Below are 15,752 nucleotides of genomic sequence, written 5' to 3' on the forward strand. Positions count from 1 at the left end.
CGTTATGTTCATTGTATCATAACAGAGAGAAAAGCAGGAATAAATCTCACGCCAAACAAACATAGCAACGGTACAATCCGCCATGCTATAATAATGTAGATATAAAGAATGAACGGAAAACGGGGGCTTTCTTCGGGAACCCATGATGCACAATGGACGGAAAGGACGGACTGATATGTTGCAGACCGCAATCTCCAAACCTCTGTTGCAAAAAGCCGCTGCCGACTTGCAGCGGGAATGGTCGTTTTCTCTCTTCCAACATGTCATCCAAAAAGGGCGGGAATTGTCACGGCAAGGGTTGGTGTATAACGTCACGGTCATAGACAGCGATTTTATCGAAGGAAAAGTCATCGACACCGCCATTCATGACGTGACGCTTGATTTGTCGGACATCTCCCTCCACAGCTGCACATGCGGGACGGAAGATCTTTGCCCGCACGTACTGGCGCTGTTCTTTTACGTGTACGGAAATGTATTTGACAACGGCGAGTTGTTGCGGCAATGGAAACAAGGAAAGAAAAAACCGAACCGGAAAGCGGCATCGGTCCAAACACCGTCTGAACCAAACACAGCGGAATCGGTCGCCCAATGGCGGAAGCAGTTCGCCGACCTATTGGACGAGTGGAGCGCCCGCCACCGCCGCCGCAATGATTGGCCGTACCGCTTGTCCCATCAACTGTTTCCGCGACTCGTCAAAAACAGCCCGAAACACAGCGCTGTCCGTTTGTTGCATCGCTTTCATGCGGCCTTGTTTTTGCTTGACCATTTGTTCGAATACGGACGCGAACGCGGTTGGGACCGTGGGCTGTTGTTCGGATCATACGAGCAGTTTTCGTGGCAACAAGACGTCGATTATATCGCCGACGAATGGTTCGAAACGTTGGAACGGTTTCCGTCCGAACTGCTGCCCCCGTCTGTTGAAACGCACATCGAACAGACGATCCCGTATGTACGGGAGTTGTTGCTGCGGTGGGGAAAGGCGTCCCCTTCACTCGTCTACAGCCTATACACAACCGCTTGGGAGCTGCTGTTCACGAAAGAAGCGCAGCGCCGGCAAGAGAAAGAAACGCTGATCCGCCTGGCAACGGAAAAACAGTCAACCACTCTGTTGCTAGCTGCCGCCCATCTCGCCTTTTTACTCGGCGAAGATGACGAAGCGCTCGCCATCTACCGCCAACATCCCAAGGAAGCGGCTCCGTTTTTTATCGATTGGATGGAGCGGTTCGCATCCTCGCATTCGCCGGAACGTTTCGCATCATTTTGGGCGAAAGGAAAGCAAGAGCTTGCCTTCTACATATCCGCTCTTCCAGAGATGGAGCGGTCGCCGTTTGTCAACGAAATCGGTCGGCTGTACGAATCATACGCTCGCCAACACAACAAATGGGACGACTATGAGAAGCTGTTGGCCGCATGCTTCCCATACAGCGCGAACCGCTACGTTCATTGGCTGCTCGATCAAAGGCGCTACCATGATGTAGTCGACTTATACTTATGGGGGGACGCCACCGCCCATGACATTGATCCAACATTTCTCGCCATGCTGCAAAAACAAAACCCGGCGCTCGTCTTGCCATTGTATCACCGAGCGGTCATGCGTTTTGTCGAGGCGAAAAACCGCGCAAGCTATCGCGTCGCCGTGCAATATTTAAAAAAATTGCGTGCGTGCTACCGATCGTTGAAACGAATGAACGAATGGCAGATGTATCTTGAACAGCTGTTAGCCAAAACAGCGCGCATGCGCGCGTTTCATGAAGAAGTGGAGAAAGGAAAATTGCTTCTATGATGGAACAAGCGTTGCAGACGATTACCCTTTCATGTGAATGGAGCGAAGAAGGACGATGCTTCTGGCTCAGCGGCCCGGACCGTGTTTCGAGCTGGGCGCCGCTTGTGTTCGCCTGGCATGAAGAAACCTTTTACGGCACCTTGCTTGATGTCGCGACCGTCCACGGACGCGACGCGGTGCGGCTGTCCCCGTGGCAGGCGCTCACGTTTTTCGCCTGGCGCCCGTCCAACCGTTTTCTTTCCATCAAATGGGGAGATGAGTTCACCGCCCAGCTTGAAACATGGGCGAAGCAAATCATCGACGATGTGCGCACACGCTGCTTCCGCCCCGATTTCTCGGCGTGGAAACAAGGGCAGCCGTCTGAATGGGCCGAAGCTGAGCGGACGCGTTGGCGCGGGCTCAAAGACGATCCGCACCCGCTTGTTGCGGCATGGCGGTCGCTGGCAATCGCCGACTGGCTGTCGCGCGACCCAGAGCTGCGCGGCATTTGGGGCGACATCGTTCGCGCTTATCCATTAATCGCCTCCCCCAGCGGCCAATGGATCGGAACGGAAGACGATTGGCTGGAACAAATCGGCTGGCTCGGCGACCGGCCGCCGTTTACGGTCGGGCTTCGCCTCGTCGAGCCGCCTGAGGACGGCGACGCATGGACGCTGGAAACGGTGTTCATCGCCATCGACGACAGCGTCATCGCCTCTGCCCGTGATATTCCGCGCGCCTGGCGCCCATATGAATCATCGATCCAGCGCGCCATTCGCCGCATTTGCGCGATCGTGCCGTGGCTTGACGCCGGGGAGGGTCTGCGGACGGAACTGTCTAATGAAGAAGCGTGGCGTTTTTTGTCCGAAGACAGCTTAAAGCTCACCGAAGCGGGCGTACGCCTCTTGCTTCCCGACTGGTGGCACGACATCCGCCAGGCGCAGCTGTCGATCAAAGCGAAACTGTCGCCTTCCGTCAACGCCGAATCACTGTTCGGCCTTAAGCGGCTCGCTGATTTCGATTGGCGCGTCGCGACCAACGGGATTGAGCTGACGGAAGAGGAGTTTGCCGCTTTGGCGGAACAAAAGCGGCGCCTCATTCGCCTGCGCGGCCAATGGCTCATCCTTGACCCCGCCCTTGTCCGCCGCGCCCAGGCGCTCATGGAAAAGGCGAAAAAAGAAGGCGTGCCGATCCACGATATTGTGGCGCAAACGCTGCTTTCGGAAGCAGAGGAGCGTGAAGAGGCAACGGACGAATCGATCCCGATCCACATTGACGTCCATGATCAGTTCCGCGCGTTCATCCGCCAGCTCCAGCAGCCGGATGGATTGCCGAAAGCGAATGTGCCGCCGTCGTTTCGCGGCACGCTCCGCCCGTACCAGCAGCGCGGTGTCGACTGGCTCGTCTTTTTGCGCCGATTCGGCTTTGGCGCCTGCTTGGCCGATGACATGGGGCTAGGCAAAACGGTGCAGCTGCTTGCCTATTTGGCCTATGTAAAAGAAATGGAACGTCCAGACACGCCGGCGTTGCTCATTTGTCCGACCAGCGTGATCGGCAACTGGCAAAAGGAATGCGCCCGCTTCACCCCAGACTTGCGCGTCTACGTGCACCATGGACCGAACCGGGCGAAAAACGATGCGTTCGTGCAAACGGCAGGCGAGGCCGATCTCGTCATTACGTCTTACAACCTTGCTCATTTGGACCAAGACGATTTAAAACAGATTCATTGGCATGCGATTTGCCTTGATGAAGCGCAAAACATTAAAAACGCGCAAACAAAACAAGCGCGCGCCATCCGCCGCTTGAGCGGAAAACATAAAATCGCCTTATCCGGCACGCCGGTTGAAAACCGTCTCGGCGAACTTTGGAGCATCTTCCACTTCCTCAACCCTGGCTATCTCGGCAGCCGTGCGGAGTTTGAGCGGCGCTTTGCCGGGCCGATTGAAAAAGAAGGAGATGCCCGCAAAAAAGCGGCGCTGCAGACGCTCATCCGCCCATTTCTCTTGCGGCGGACGAAAACGGATGAAGCGGTTGCGCTCAACTTGCCGGATAAGCTTGAACAAAAAGAGTATTGCCCGCTCACGGCCGAACAGGCTGCCTTGTACGAGCAGCTCGTCAACGACACACTCGAACGGGCAAAGGAAGCCAGTCCGTTTGCGCGGCGCGGCTTGATTTTGCAAATGCTAAACGGTGTGAAGCAAATTTGCGACCATCCGGCGCTGTATTTGAAAGAACGCCGCCCCCGCCAGCTCGTTGAACGGTCGCACAAGCTCGAAAAGCTCATCGAACTGATCGAGCAAATTCGCGCCAACGACGAATCGTGCCTCATCTTCACGCAATACGTGCGAATGGGCGAGATGATCCAACAGCTGCTTTCCGACCTGTTTGATGAGCGGGTGTTGTTTTTGCACGGAGGCGTCCCGAAACAAACGCGCGATCGAATGATCGAAGAGTTTCAAGCACGAAAAGCGCCGATTTTCCTTTTATCGCTCAAAGCAGGCGGCACCGGGCTCAACTTAACAGCTGCCAACCACGTCATCCATTTCGACCGTTGGTGGAACCCGGCGGTGGAAAACCAGGCGACCGACCGCGCCTACCGCATCGGACAGACGAAATTCGTCCACGTCCATAAATTGATCACCGTCGGGACAATCGAAGAAAAAATCGACGAGATGCTCGAACAAAAACAAGCGCTCGCCGACATCATCACCGAAGGCGAGGCATGGATCACCGAACTGTCCGATGACGAACTGCGCGACTTGCTCGCCTTATCGGCCGCAGCGAAAGGAGGCGCTTGAGCATGGCGGAAGAAAAACGAAAGCGCAAGAAAAAAACGGCGGAAAACCCGTGGGAAAAGCTGCTGAAGCGGATGGAAGAAAAGTTGAAAGAGCGAGAAAAGCGGCAAACGCAACGGGAAAGGGACACCACGCGGCTGATGAGCGCCGCCCCGACTCCATTGGACAAACAAAAAGCTCCATGAGCACGTTTTTGTCCTTCCCCGGCATGAAAATGATGCGTTTAGGCACGCGCATTTTCATGAAAAAATTCCGTGGGCGACGTTTTGCCCTCCCGCCCGGGCATGAACATGCCCCGTCAAGACGCGTGCCTTTTCATGAAAACAGCGTGGGATTCGTCCCACGCTGTCCGCTTTTAACGTCCTCTTGTCAACGAAACCATTCCGTCATGTCGATTTCAAGCCCGGGAACATGAACGGAGCGAACCGTTCCCGTTTTCACTTGAACATCGCCTGCTCATATAGCCGTTCCTCATTGAGCCGGTATCCCGTCACAGCTGGCTTCATCGGATTGACAATCCCGCATTCGTGAACGCCGCACGCCATGTACAAATTGAACGTTGCGACAAGATCATGCGCCTGGTTCCACGGACGTGAACTACCCACCACCTACGCTTCGCTTAGAGGTGGGGGCTTCAAGCGACTTGTGTGTGTTCGCTGAACGGTAAGCCACACACAAGAACCCTTTACGCTTCCCTTCGTTCCGAAGGTGTCCGTTCTAGCCATATTCTATCATATTCGTTGGCTAACGCCAACCGAAATTCATCTCCCACTTTCACTGGTGCTGGCGCACCTTCACGTTTAGAAGTAGGAGACTTCTTTCGGAGGGAAGTTAAAATCTCGACAATCAGCGGCGGAACCTCAATGTACTTCGTTCCATCCAACTCTTTCTCACCGCAAATGACCGTCAAATCGGGAACCATCGCCCATTACCGGCCAAAACGAAAAAAGGCCGGCCGCCCCCCTCTCATCAAAAGAAGGTGGGACGGCGCCGGTCCTTTTCCCTAAACGGAAGCATACATCCGATTAAGCTCTTGCGCTTCGTATTTCGCAAACGGGTCGATGAGCGAAATTTTTTGCGCCTCGGCGTCGCCGACGCCGGCGTACAGCTCAGCCGTGCCGTCGCCTTTGCGGATGAGTCCGCCGCTAAAGACAACGTTCGCCAAATCCGGCCGTTTCGCCGGACCATCCAAAAAGTGGGAGCGAAGCGCAAGCAATTGCAGCTCTGAACGCTCCATCGTCTCCGGGTTCAACACGAACACCATCGGGTAGTAATGGCGGTTGCCGTGCTCGTCAAAGCAAGCGATATGGCCAAGCGCCCCCACAAGCCCGTTCGCCAGCAAATGCGCCTCATTCACGCCGCCCCATTCTTCATCCATAAATTGGGCGTCCAAAATCGGCGCGGCCTCAATCACGTCCGGCGTCAACTCATCGAGCGAGAAAATGCGGGTGAACCCGATTTTCCCGCGTCCGCCTTTTTCCCCTTGCGGCCGGGTGAACACGCCGATCGAGCCATCTTTCAGCTCGACAAGGCGAATGTCCTTCATTCCGTCCGGCCCTTCGGCGAACTTTTTCAAACTGCGAATATTGCGGCCGCGGTAAAAGACCGTCCGCCAGCTCAGCTCGCCGTCAAACACCGGATGCGGAAACGTCTCCACGCCGCCGAACACCAACTGACCGTGAATGCGCGCCACAAACGGATCCTGCAAGGCGAACACCGGCGCCCCGTCACGAGGAACCCAGACGCCGTCGCGCTCGACGAAAAAGTACACTTCCGATTGCTCGCTGTCGCGCGCCTCGACGCGCCCAGCGATCACCCATTCTCCTTCATCCACAAACGGTGCGGAAATATTATAAACGTCCCGGTCCCCGACACCCGAAAAGCGAAGCTTTTCCGGCTCAAACGGCTGTGGGGCCGAACGAAATTCGTCTACTAACACTTGACATGTCTTTAATGTTGGCAATGAGAATAACATGATTCATCCCTCCGGATGGCGCCAAAAACGCCCACATTGGCATTTTTGGCTGTTTTTCCTGATCGCGGTTCGAACAGGAAACCGTCACTTTCTTTTCACACCGGCTTCGTCATTCGGACACCAAAGGCGATGCCACCTCCCGTCGGCCGGATGAGAAAGTCAATGAAACTCATTCTTTCGTGTGCTCCTATTATAATATGATATGAGAAAGAAGGAAACACGTTATTCATTGCCAAAAAAGCAGGGCCAAGACGAAGTCAAGGCCCTTTTTCTCCCTTTATTGGCGCTGTTGGACAAAACGGATGAATGCTTGATCAATATCCACCACCACAAACTCCACGTCCTCGACCGGACCCAACACCTCGACAAACAACTGCGCCACGTTTTCTTTGTCAAGCCTTCCGACGCCTGTCCCTAGTGCTGGCAACGCCACCTTCTTGATTCCGTTCTCCCGACAGTGCGCGACGAGACGCTCGAGACACGCCCGAACGATGTCATACGACGTCGCCCCTGCAGGCTGCTTCATCGTCACTAAGTGAAGGACCCCGCGAAACGGCAGCGAGCCTGCTCCTGTCACGTACAAATCGCCGGGCTTAGGGTCTTGCGCTTGACAGACGCGGATCGCTTCCTCCTCGATCACACGTCCCCCCGCCCGACGGATCGCCGCCGCCACGCCGCCGCCCATCGGCCCGATGCCGTTGGCGGCATTGCAAATGTACTCGACTCCTTCCACTTTGGTCAGATCGCCGACCATGGCACGAATCATCCGAACCCCTCCTTAGCCATGTTTATTCCCCCGCTTCCTCCGCCTCCATAAGCTCATCCAGAACACGGTTGATGGCAGACGATGCTTCATCGATGGCTTCCACTTGTATGAACTGCAATTCATCATCGATAATGCTTCGATAGCAGAATCTCCTTTTTGTCTTCATCCCTAAAAAACGACAAGCTGTCATGCAAAACATGAAATGCGACCGACTGATGGTTGAATTAGCTGCTCTTCGATCCCTTCGCCTCGGCCACCACCCGCTCCAAAAACGAAAGCAAATCGGCGCGCAGCTCCTCGTTTTGCAAGGCAAATTCAATCGTCGTTTCGATAAAGCCGAGCTTCTCGCCGACATCGTACCGTTTTCCTTCAAACTCGTAGGCAAAGACACGCTGAATTTCATTCAGCCGCCCGATCGCATCGGTGAGCTGAATCTCCCCGCCTGCGCCGACTTCCTGCTTCTCCAAAAACAAGAAAATTTCCGGCGTCAACACGTACCGCCCGACGATCGCGAGGTTCGACGGCGCTGTGCCCGGAGCGGGTTTTTCGACAAAGCGGCGCACTTGGTAGCGCCGTCCCTTCTGCTCGAGCGGGTCGATGATCCCGTAACGGTGCGTCTCTTCCTCCGGCACGCGCTTGACGCCGATCACCGAGCTGAACGTTTGTTCGTATTGCTCAATGAGCTGTTTTAAACAAGGTTTTTCCGCTTGGACGATATCATCGCCCAACAACACCGCAAACGGCTCGTCTCCGATGAAATTGCGCGCGCACCAAACAGCATGCCCCAGCCCTTTTGGCTCTTTTTGGCGAATGTAGTGGATGTCCACTTTTGATGGCTCTTTTACTTTCTCAAGCAAGTCCAATTTTCCTTTTTGCTTCAGCAGCTGCTCGAGCTCAAACGCATAGTCAAAATGGTCTTCAATCGCCCGCTTCCCTTTCCCGGTGACGATGATGATGTCCTCAATGCCTGATGCCATCGCCTCTTCAACAATATATTGAATCGTCGGCTTATCGACAATCGGAAGCATCTCCTTCGGCATGGCCTTTGTCGCCGGCAAAAACCGCGTCCCAAGGCCCGCTGCCGGAATGATCGCTTTGCGTACTTTTTTCATCTCCGATGGTTCCTCCTCTATCCGATGATCATCTGTTGTTTCGAGTCATGGCCAGTGTCTTTCATTGCCCAGCCGCAAACCGCTCTGCCGACCTGACCGATGAATCGGCGTTGTTTTTATTATACCAAATCCTGTTGAACGGAAAAGAAACGAAACGACGCAATGAGCGTTGAACGCTCTCCCACCTGCGCTCACGGTATGTTCGCGGCAAACCAAAAAAGAAACGCCCGGCCATCCAGGCGTTTCCGTTCTTACACCGCAACGTGCGGGCAACTTCGCTTTCATACTTTCACAAGCGAATCCAAAATCTCGCTAAGCTTCAGCTCGACGCACGCCATCGACGTATCCGCGGCGCCATAATACATTTTTACGATATCGCCATCGACAATCGCCCCGCATGAAAACACGACGCGGCCGAAAAAGCCGTTCACCTCATAATCCGCTTCCGGCTCGACAAACGGCTGCTCCGAGCGGGCGAGAACTTTGGATGGGTCGTTCAAATCGAGCAGCACCGCCCCCATGCAATAGCGGTGGTCATCCGACGCGCCGTGGTACAACTCAAGCCAGCCGCGCTCCGTTTTGATCGGCACCGCTCCGCCGCCGATGCGGGCGCTGTCCCACTTCCCTTCGCGCAGACCGAACAAAAAGCGGTGATTCCCCCAATGAAGCAGATTCTCTGACTCGGCAATCCACACCTCAGGGCGGCCGTTGCTTCTCGGCACCGGGCGATGAAGGGCGTAATACTTGCCGTTGATCTTCTCCGGAAAAATGAGCACATCTTTGTTTTCCGGCGCGAAAATCATGCCGTGGTGCGTCACCGTCTGAAAGTCTTTTGTCGACACCATCACCTCGCCGACTCCTTTTGGCGACACGGCGCTGAAATAAATGTAATACGTGCCGTCAATGCATGTAATGCGCGGGTCTTCAATACCGAATGTCTCGAGCTCATTCGATGGATAGACGAACGGGCGGTCGTCGATCACAAACCGCCGCCCGTCCCGACTGCGGGCGAGGCGCAAATACGAAAGCGACGTCAAATAGGCGAACCGCTCCGCCCCCGCCTCTTTAATAACGCGCGGGTCGGAAAAATCGTAGCGCGGATCGTCTTGGCGAAATTCGTAAACCTCGACCTTCCCCGTCTTTGGATTCCATACCGGCGCTTTCACGATGTTCGGGTCATCCGACACGGGGCGCTCCGCCACCCGAAGAAGCAGCAACACTTCCCCTTGAAATTTCGCCACCCCAGCGTTAAACGCCCCGATCACTTCAAACCCGTCGTGATACGGCGGCACATCGTTCGGCGTAATGAGCGGGTTTTCTTCATAGCGGTAAAGGTGCATCGTCACCCCTGCCTTTCGTATTTCGTAAATGGATCCACGATCGTGAGTTTTTGCGCTTCTGCGTCACTTGTTCCAGCGTAAAAATCGGCCGTGCCGTCCCCGTTGCGAATCAGTCCGCCGCTAAACACGACATCCGCTCGGTGAAAATGCCAAACATCAAACCGACCGCCAAAATCGTCACGGTATAAAACAAAGGGTACAGCATCGGAATCGTCACGTGCCAAACCCGCTTCCAGCCAATCGCGCCGTCCATTTCCGCCGCTTCATACACTTCTTTCGTGCAGCTTTGACAACGGGCAGCTGTCGCAAATCGCGACGCCGAAAATCACGACCGTCGACATCGACCTGAAGCGCTACGGCAAACGAGCGGTGGAATTGTTGCGATGGCGGTGGGACAACCCGAACGAACCTTTTCAGGAAGTGCTATTGTCTACGAAACTGATCAAACGGGAATCCACAGCAGCAAAACCAACGCGCTAGGGCGGGGCTGGCCTTTTGCCCCACCTGTTTGATTTCCATTCACTTGAAGCCGCTTTGTTTCATTTCCTCAATCTCCGTCACAGGCAATCCGGTCAGTTCGTGAATCGTCTGCGCATCAAACCCTTTCATCAACATCCGTTTCGCAATGTGCCGTTTTTCTTGTTCCGCTCCCTCTTTGCGCCCTTCCTCCCGTCCTTCCTTTCGGCCTTGAATTTTTCCCTTTTGCTCGTACGAAATGATCAATTCCAGCACGCGTTCTTTTTCTTTCGTCTCCATTTGTTCCACCTCGCTTCGAAGCTGTTGTTCTTCTTCATCGGACAGCTTCACATACGTTTCAAAAAAGCCCATCAACAAACGCTATCTTGCCTCGTCTAGCTCAAGACGCACCAACATGCGCAAAAATTGCTTTTTCAGTTCCACTCGTTCACTTTCAGTATAACCCATTTTGCTAAGCAGCGCAGCCGCCACCGGGTTGTCGGTGCGGATGAATTGGCGCCAGTTTTGCTTGCGCAACTCCACGTGGAAAAAGCGAAAGTCAAGCACATCGCCAAACGGAAAGGAGAGCATGAACGAAGAGGGTTCATCTCGGATGGCATCATAGCTGAAGACAGCAATCGGAATGATCGGAGTGCGGTATTTTTCAAACAAGCGGCTGAAGTAAAGAAACATTCTTTCTGGAAATGACGATTGAACGTACGCTTGGTTTTCTACGTGAACAATGATCAATCCGTCTTTTCCTTTGAACTTCGTCTCGACGAGCAGGTCAACGCGGTACTTCTCCCCAGCCGTTACGTCCGTAAACAGCTCTTCGGACAAAAACGACAAATGGTTGAAATCAATATGCTCGTGCATATCCGGAAAGAAGAGAAGCACAAATTCCTCAAAAAACGTCTGCAACAACTCCTTGAACAACCGGTCGTGATCGATCGCCATACATTCACCTCACACGAATACGTTTCGTATTCTCTTTTTCGACATCATCAAGCAAAATCCTGCCGATGGCACAAAAATGGCTGTCCCTTTTCAAGAAGAGACAGCCAAGACGCCGACCGCAATGTGAAGCCCCCTCCATTCCTGGATATGAATGTTTCGCCACTTGCACGCAAGGCCTAGAAGTGGGGGATTCCAAGGCGGCTACATCCCCGCCTTCCTTCCCCCAGCCGCCACTTTCGCCCGGCGGAAACGGGCGATCACGTTATCCATCCCCCCGCTGCCGAACAACACGCCCGCGACGATGAAAAGAAAACCAGCCAGCTGCATCGGCGAAATCGGCTCGCCCAGCAGCCAATGCGCCCCAAGAAGTGAAAAAAACGGATTGAGATTGATGAACACCGCCGACTCAGCGGGACCAAGATGTTGAACAGCCTGGTTATAAAACATATGGCCAAGCGCCGTCGCGACGACCGCCGAAGCAAGGAAAATCATCCAAAGCGGAAGCGTTCCTTCTTTCAAACTCGATAGGCCGCTCGGCTCGAGCACGAGGCTTAAGACAAACAGCCAAAGCGACCCGAAGACAAGCATCCACCCAGTCATCAACCGCGCCTCGACCGTCGCTTTTTTGATCATAATAAAGCTGATCCCTTGCGCCAAAACAGCCAAAAAGACGTACACATCCCCAATGGACAAATGGCCAAGGCCCCCGTCGCCGCTCGCGACAACAAACACGACGCCAAAAAACCCAAGCGCAATGCCAAGCAGCCGAAACAACGTCGGCCGCTGGCCTAAAAACACGATCGCCAACAGCGCCGTCACAAGCGGCACAAGCCCTAACACAAGACCCGCATTCACCGCTGTCGTCCTCGCAATTCCTAACGCTAAAAAGAAGTGATGGGCCACGACGCTGAACAAGGCGGCCACGCCAATCTGTTTCGCCTCCTTCCAACTGACTCGTTCCAGCTTGCCGATCCCCCATAAAAACAAAAGCACGACCAACCCGGCCGTTAGAATGCGCAGCGCTGTCAACGCGACGGGTGAAAAATGCTCCACCAAAACTTTCAACGCCGTCACATTCAGCCCCCAGGCAACCATGATCCCGACAAGCAACACATAAATGAATGATCTCTTCATCCCTCTCTCCCTCTCCTGCACGTTCGGTTTTTCTCAACATGGAAAAGGAAAAACGGAGCCGATGGACGCTCCGCTTTCCCACCCGTTTCCACATAGAACGAATGAATTCAATTCCGCTGCAATGGCTTCTGCCCTCTATTTTACTACACCACAGCGGATTTTTTGACTCAAAAGCACCGTCATCTCAAGCCCGCGGCATGTTCTTCCTTTCTCCGCCCATATCGGCCGTCCATCGTGCATATCGTATAACAGAGAGGAGAGAAGACCCCATGTTCCCACGCTACCGTCAAAAAACGATCCGAGCCAGGACGGGGGTGGCGGTTCTCACCGCCGCCGCTGTGTTGGTGGCGATCTTGTCTCTGTTTCTTTCGAACGAACAAAATGAGGCGAAGGAAATCGTGGACACGTTTTACCGCTATGAACAGGCAGGGGATTTTGGCAGCTCTTGGGAGCTGTTTCACCCGCTCATGAAAAAGAAATTCCCAAAAGACGTCTACATCCAGCGCCGTGCCCACGTCTTTATGCAAGACTTCGGCGTCGAGACGTTTGACTACCGCATCGATGAGGTGGAAAACCTGTCGTCATGGTCGATGTCTGATGAGAACAAACCGCTTCACGACGTGTATCGCGTCCGCGTCATTCAGACGTTCCATAGCGCTTTTGGCGTGTTCGAAATCCATCAAGACGTCTTCGTCGCCACAGAAAAAGGGGAAAAGAGCATTTTGTTCCCTTACCGCCCGTAACCCCAACATCGACGCGGCCCCGATATCGACCGGGCGCCGCTTTCACCGCTCCTTCCATTCCTCGATGATCTCAAGCGTCCGATTCATGCCGACATTGTATATCAACAGCTTAAGCAAGTTTTCCCGCTCCTCTTTTGCAAAAAAAGAGATCGCCGTCCATGATCTCAAGCGGGACAGGGGAGAGTTCGGCATACAGCTCATCATCAACCTTCTGTCCTTCCTCTGGTTTTAGGACAAACGTTCTCATTCGCGCCATCCTCCTTTTTCCCCTACACGTTTTGACAAGAAACACCCGTTAGGCAACGCTCCCTGTCAAGTATAGACTAACGCACAGCGCGTTCATACGGCATTGGCGGCCGCATGCCATGCGCATGAGACTCTCTTCCCATTTGAGCAACCTTATTCGAATCTTCTCATACACTAATGTATCATCAATCGTAGCTATTTTCTCCATCCAGCGAAAAAAAGGAGCGAAATGCCATGTACAAACATATCGTCAAACGCGGGGAAACGATCGCCTCCATCGCCCGCGACTACCGCACATCTGTTGAGGCGCTGCTTCGCGCCAACGGCCTCACCGCCTCGTCCGTCATCTTTCCCGGGCAAGCGATCATCATCCCCCACCTCCCGGCGAAAGGCTCGATTCCGTATACGATCCATGTATCGATCAGCCGCCGCCAGCTGACGTTAAAACACCGGGGACGAACGATCCGCACCTACCCCGTCGGCGTCGGCAAAATGGTCACCGCCACGCCTGTCGGCGATTTTGTCATCGTCAACCGCCAGCCGAACCCGGGCGGTCCGTTCGGCGCCATGTGGCTCAGCTTATCCAAAATCCATTATGGCATTCACGGCACGAACGACCCGTCCTCGATCGGCAAATACGTATCCAAAGGCTGCATCCGCATGCACAACAAAGACGTGCTCGAACTCGCCTCCATCGTTCCGAACGGAACGGAAGTGTTTATCCGGCCGTGAGGGCAAAACAGCGTCATTCATCCGTCTGTTCTGAGTCACAACCCGTTTTATTTTTCAAGAAGATGTCATTCACTCCCACCGAACGAACACCGTGTTTCCGCTCACGATGGCAGCTGACAATCGATCGGGCAAGTAGTATAATTAGGTCAAAAGCGAATGGAGTGAAGACGATGCCAGGCGGGATCTCGCATCACGCCAAAGACATTTTGTTCAAGTCGCTGAGCGCATTGTACCAAAACCAAGCCCTCGATGTGTACGGACTTCACGGACTCCCGCGGATCAAAGCACTGCTTCCAACCGAATTTCCGTCTGTACGGGCGGATGAACGGCGCGCCGACACCGTGTTTCTTCTCGAAGACGATTCCATTTTGCTTCTAGAGTACGAAAGCAACGAACGATTTCTCGACAACCATTTAAAGTATCTTGATTATGCCTGCCGCATCCTTCACACATACTATCAACAGGAAAAACGAATACGCCCGATTCACATCGTTGTGATCTACACAAGCGATGTCACGAGCGCCCGCGAACAGCTTGACGCCGGCGATGTGTTTCTTTCATCCAAAGCGGTGTTGCTTGGCGAATTCAACGGCGATGCGATTTTCCATGCCATTGAAGAAAAAGTCCACAACGGCGAACCGCTCACTCCGGAAGAAACGATGAAACTCATCCTCGTGCCGCTCATGCACACCCGCTTCGACCGGCAAACGATGATCGAAAAAACGATCGAACTGGCGAAAACGATCGACGACGAACCGAAACAGCTGCACATCATCGCCGGCGTCCTGACCGCCACAGACAAATTCATCGACCGGTCATACGCCGAAAAAGTAAAGGAGTGGATCAAAATGAACAAAGTGTTTCGCCTGTTAGTCGAAGAACTTGAACAAGAAAAAGAAGAAATGTTGAAGAAAGTGATGCAGGAAAAAGAACAAGCAGTGCAAAGAGCGATACAAGAAAAAGAACAAGCAGTGCAAAGAGTCATGCAAGAAAAGGAGCAGGCGATCAAGCAAACGGAAAAACGGAAGGCCATCGAAATCGCCAAAAATTTGCTTGATGTTCTTCCCATTCACGAGATCGCCAAACGAACCGGACTGACCGTCGCCGAAGTCGCCGATCTTGCAAAGGAAATGGACAAATAGGCAGCACAAAAGAGCCGCAACCGCGCGGCTCTTTTCATCTTCCCTTTGCTGCTTGGCAAGATCTCAATTTCTTTTGTTTCTCCAGCCAAAATAGTATAATGGATATAAACATCAAGGAGGGAAAGAAAAATGAGTACTTTGTCCCGCAAAACAGAAACCCGAAAGACAGCCCCCCCACCTCTTCACGAAACTGTACTAAGCGACAACGTTCGACGTTATGTAGAATTGGTCCAACAGTCGCTTGAACTTGAGAAGCGAAAAAAAGAAATCTATTCCAACCTAAGCGACCAGGAAAAACAGAGCGTACGGCATATTCTTACCGAAATGGCGGAACAAACAATTCCAGATGATCTCCATGTCCGCGATGTGGCTCTTCTGCTTGATGTCACGCCGCAAATGGTGCGTCGTTATTGCGCAGAAGGAAAAATCGAGGCTTACCAACGGCTTGGAGACAGTGGAAAATGGATCATCCCGGCCGCACAGTTTTTTCACCACCCAAACTGGCCTTCATTTCTCCAAATGAGAGAACAGCTGAAAAGCCAGTCGATTCGTATCGCGGAAAAAATGGAAAAAGAGTTTGGAGAATAGGAGA

The 15,752-nt window shown here is 53.5% G+C and carries 13 protein-coding genes and 5 pseudogenes; 8 read left to right on the forward strand and 10 right to left on the reverse strand.

Features of this window, described 5'->3' with window-relative positions; all coding sequences use genetic code 11:
- Positions 1–175 precede the first annotated feature (175 nt).
- From NSQ51_RS15530 to NSQ51_RS15540, 3 genes are read left to right on the forward strand one after another with little or no spacing between them, the layout of a single operon-like run.
- On the forward strand, positions 176–1,783 hold the full coding sequence (locus NSQ51_RS15530) for an SWIM zinc finger family protein (RefSeq protein WP_053532368.1): 1,608 nt from the start codon (positions 176–178) through the stop codon (positions 1,781–1,783).
- On the forward strand, positions 1,780–4,560 hold the full coding sequence (locus tag NSQ51_RS15535) for a DEAD/DEAH box helicase (protein ID WP_064213727.1): 2,781 nt from the start codon (positions 1,780–1,782) through the stop codon (positions 4,558–4,560). The genes NSQ51_RS15530 and NSQ51_RS15535 overlap by 4 nt, the downstream gene beginning before the upstream one ends.
- A gap of 2 nt (positions 4,561–4,562) precedes the next feature.
- The gene (locus tag NSQ51_RS15540) at positions 4,563–4,742 is read left to right on the forward strand and encodes a hypothetical protein (RefSeq protein WP_049625359.1); all 180 of its coding nucleotides are present in this window, start codon (positions 4,563–4,565) and stop codon (positions 4,740–4,742) included.
- Between the two features lie 184 nt (positions 4,743–4,926).
- On the opposite strand, the pseudogene NSQ51_RS15545 reads toward NSQ51_RS15540, so the two are convergent.
- The 7 genes and pseudogenes from NSQ51_RS15545 to NSQ51_RS15575 all read right to left on the reverse strand — a co-directional run.
- Positions 4,927–5,147: pseudogene (locus NSQ51_RS15545) on the reverse strand (Uma2 family endonuclease); the annotation flags it as partial.
- Between the two features lie 413 nt (positions 5,148–5,560).
- Entirely contained in the window at positions 5,561–6,532 is a 972-nt protein-coding gene (locus tag NSQ51_RS15550; protein ID WP_121650103.1) for a DUF1861 family protein, read from the reverse strand.
- A 277-nt stretch (positions 6,533–6,809) separates the two neighbouring features.
- Positions 6,810–7,298 carry a macro domain-containing protein gene (locus NSQ51_RS15555; RefSeq protein WP_020755180.1) on the reverse strand — a complete coding sequence of 163 codons (489 nt, stop codon included), beginning with the start codon at positions 7,296–7,298 and terminating at the stop codon, positions 6,810–6,812.
- Positions 7,299–7,522: 224 nt separating this feature from the next.
- Positions 7,523–8,410: a UTP--glucose-1-phosphate uridylyltransferase GalU gene (gene galU / locus NSQ51_RS15560; RefSeq protein WP_015375962.1), complete on the reverse strand. Its 888-nt coding sequence runs from the start codon at positions 8,408–8,410 to the stop codon at positions 7,523–7,525.
- A gap of 281 nt (positions 8,411–8,691) precedes the next feature.
- Positions 8,692–9,750: a glycoside hydrolase family 130 protein gene (locus NSQ51_RS15565; protein ID WP_121650104.1), complete on the reverse strand. Its 1,059-nt coding sequence runs from the start codon at positions 9,748–9,750 to the stop codon at positions 8,692–8,694.
- Between the two features lie 2 nt (positions 9,751–9,752).
- Positions 9,753–9,887, reverse strand: a pseudogene (locus NSQ51_RS15570) (DUF1861 family protein); the annotation flags it as partial.
- Positions 9,887–10,024: pseudogene (locus NSQ51_RS15575) on the reverse strand (ABC transporter permease subunit); the annotation flags it as partial. The pseudogenes NSQ51_RS15570 and NSQ51_RS15575, both read right to left, overlap by 1 nt.
- Positions 10,025–10,029: 5 nt before the next feature.
- Between NSQ51_RS15575 and NSQ51_RS15580 the strand changes: the two are divergent.
- A pseudogene (locus NSQ51_RS15580) lies at positions 10,030–10,230 on the forward strand (substrate-binding domain-containing protein); the annotation flags it as partial.
- Positions 10,231–10,269: 39 nt separating this feature from the next.
- On the opposite strand, the pseudogene NSQ51_RS15585 reads toward NSQ51_RS15580, so the two are convergent.
- Both NSQ51_RS15585 and NSQ51_RS15590 read right to left on the reverse strand, forming a co-directional pair.
- A pseudogene (locus NSQ51_RS15585) lies at positions 10,270–11,163 on the reverse strand (Rpn family recombination-promoting nuclease/putative transposase).
- Positions 11,164–11,364: 201 nt separating this feature from the next.
- A complete protein-coding gene (locus tag NSQ51_RS15590) occupies positions 11,365–12,297 on the reverse strand; it encodes a DMT family transporter (RefSeq protein WP_121650105.1) in 933 nt (310 codons plus the stop codon).
- 269 nt (positions 12,298–12,566) lie between these two features.
- Between NSQ51_RS15590 and NSQ51_RS15595 the strand changes: the two genes are divergently transcribed.
- Positions 12,567–13,040, forward strand: a complete 474-nt coding sequence (locus tag NSQ51_RS15595) for a hypothetical protein (RefSeq protein ID WP_049624117.1) — start codon at positions 12,567–12,569, stop codon at positions 13,038–13,040.
- A gap of 109 nt (positions 13,041–13,149) precedes the next feature.
- On the opposite strand, the gene NSQ51_RS15600 is transcribed toward NSQ51_RS15595, so the two are convergent.
- On the reverse strand, positions 13,150–13,287 hold the full coding sequence (locus NSQ51_RS15600) for a hypothetical protein (RefSeq protein ID WP_233434091.1): 138 nt from the start codon (positions 13,285–13,287) through the stop codon (positions 13,150–13,152).
- A gap of 233 nt (positions 13,288–13,520) precedes the next feature.
- Here NSQ51_RS15600 and NSQ51_RS15605 point away from each other — a divergent pair, with 233 nt between their 5' ends.
- The 3 genes from NSQ51_RS15605 (at position 13,521) to NSQ51_RS15615 (ending at position 15,748) form a co-directional block, all read left to right on the forward strand.
- Entirely contained in the window at positions 13,521–14,018 is a 498-nt protein-coding gene (locus NSQ51_RS15605) for a L,D-transpeptidase family protein (protein WP_049624118.1), read from the forward strand.
- A gap of 170 nt (positions 14,019–14,188) precedes the next feature.
- Positions 14,189–15,160 (forward strand): hypothetical protein, encoded by a 972-nt coding sequence (locus tag NSQ51_RS15610; protein ID WP_049625155.1) that lies wholly within the window; start codon positions 14,189–14,191, stop codon positions 15,158–15,160.
- Positions 15,161–15,289: 129 nt separating this feature from the next.
- Positions 15,290–15,748: a helix-turn-helix domain-containing protein gene (locus tag NSQ51_RS15615; protein ID WP_013524778.1), complete on the forward strand. Its 459-nt coding sequence runs from the start codon at positions 15,290–15,292 to the stop codon at positions 15,746–15,748.
- Positions 15,749–15,752: the final 4 nt, after the last annotated feature.

It is taken from the genome of Geobacillus sp. FSL K6-0789 (assembly GCF_038593135.1).
Classification (GTDB): domain Bacteria; phylum Bacillota; class Bacilli; order Bacillales; family Anoxybacillaceae; genus Geobacillus; species Geobacillus stearothermophilus.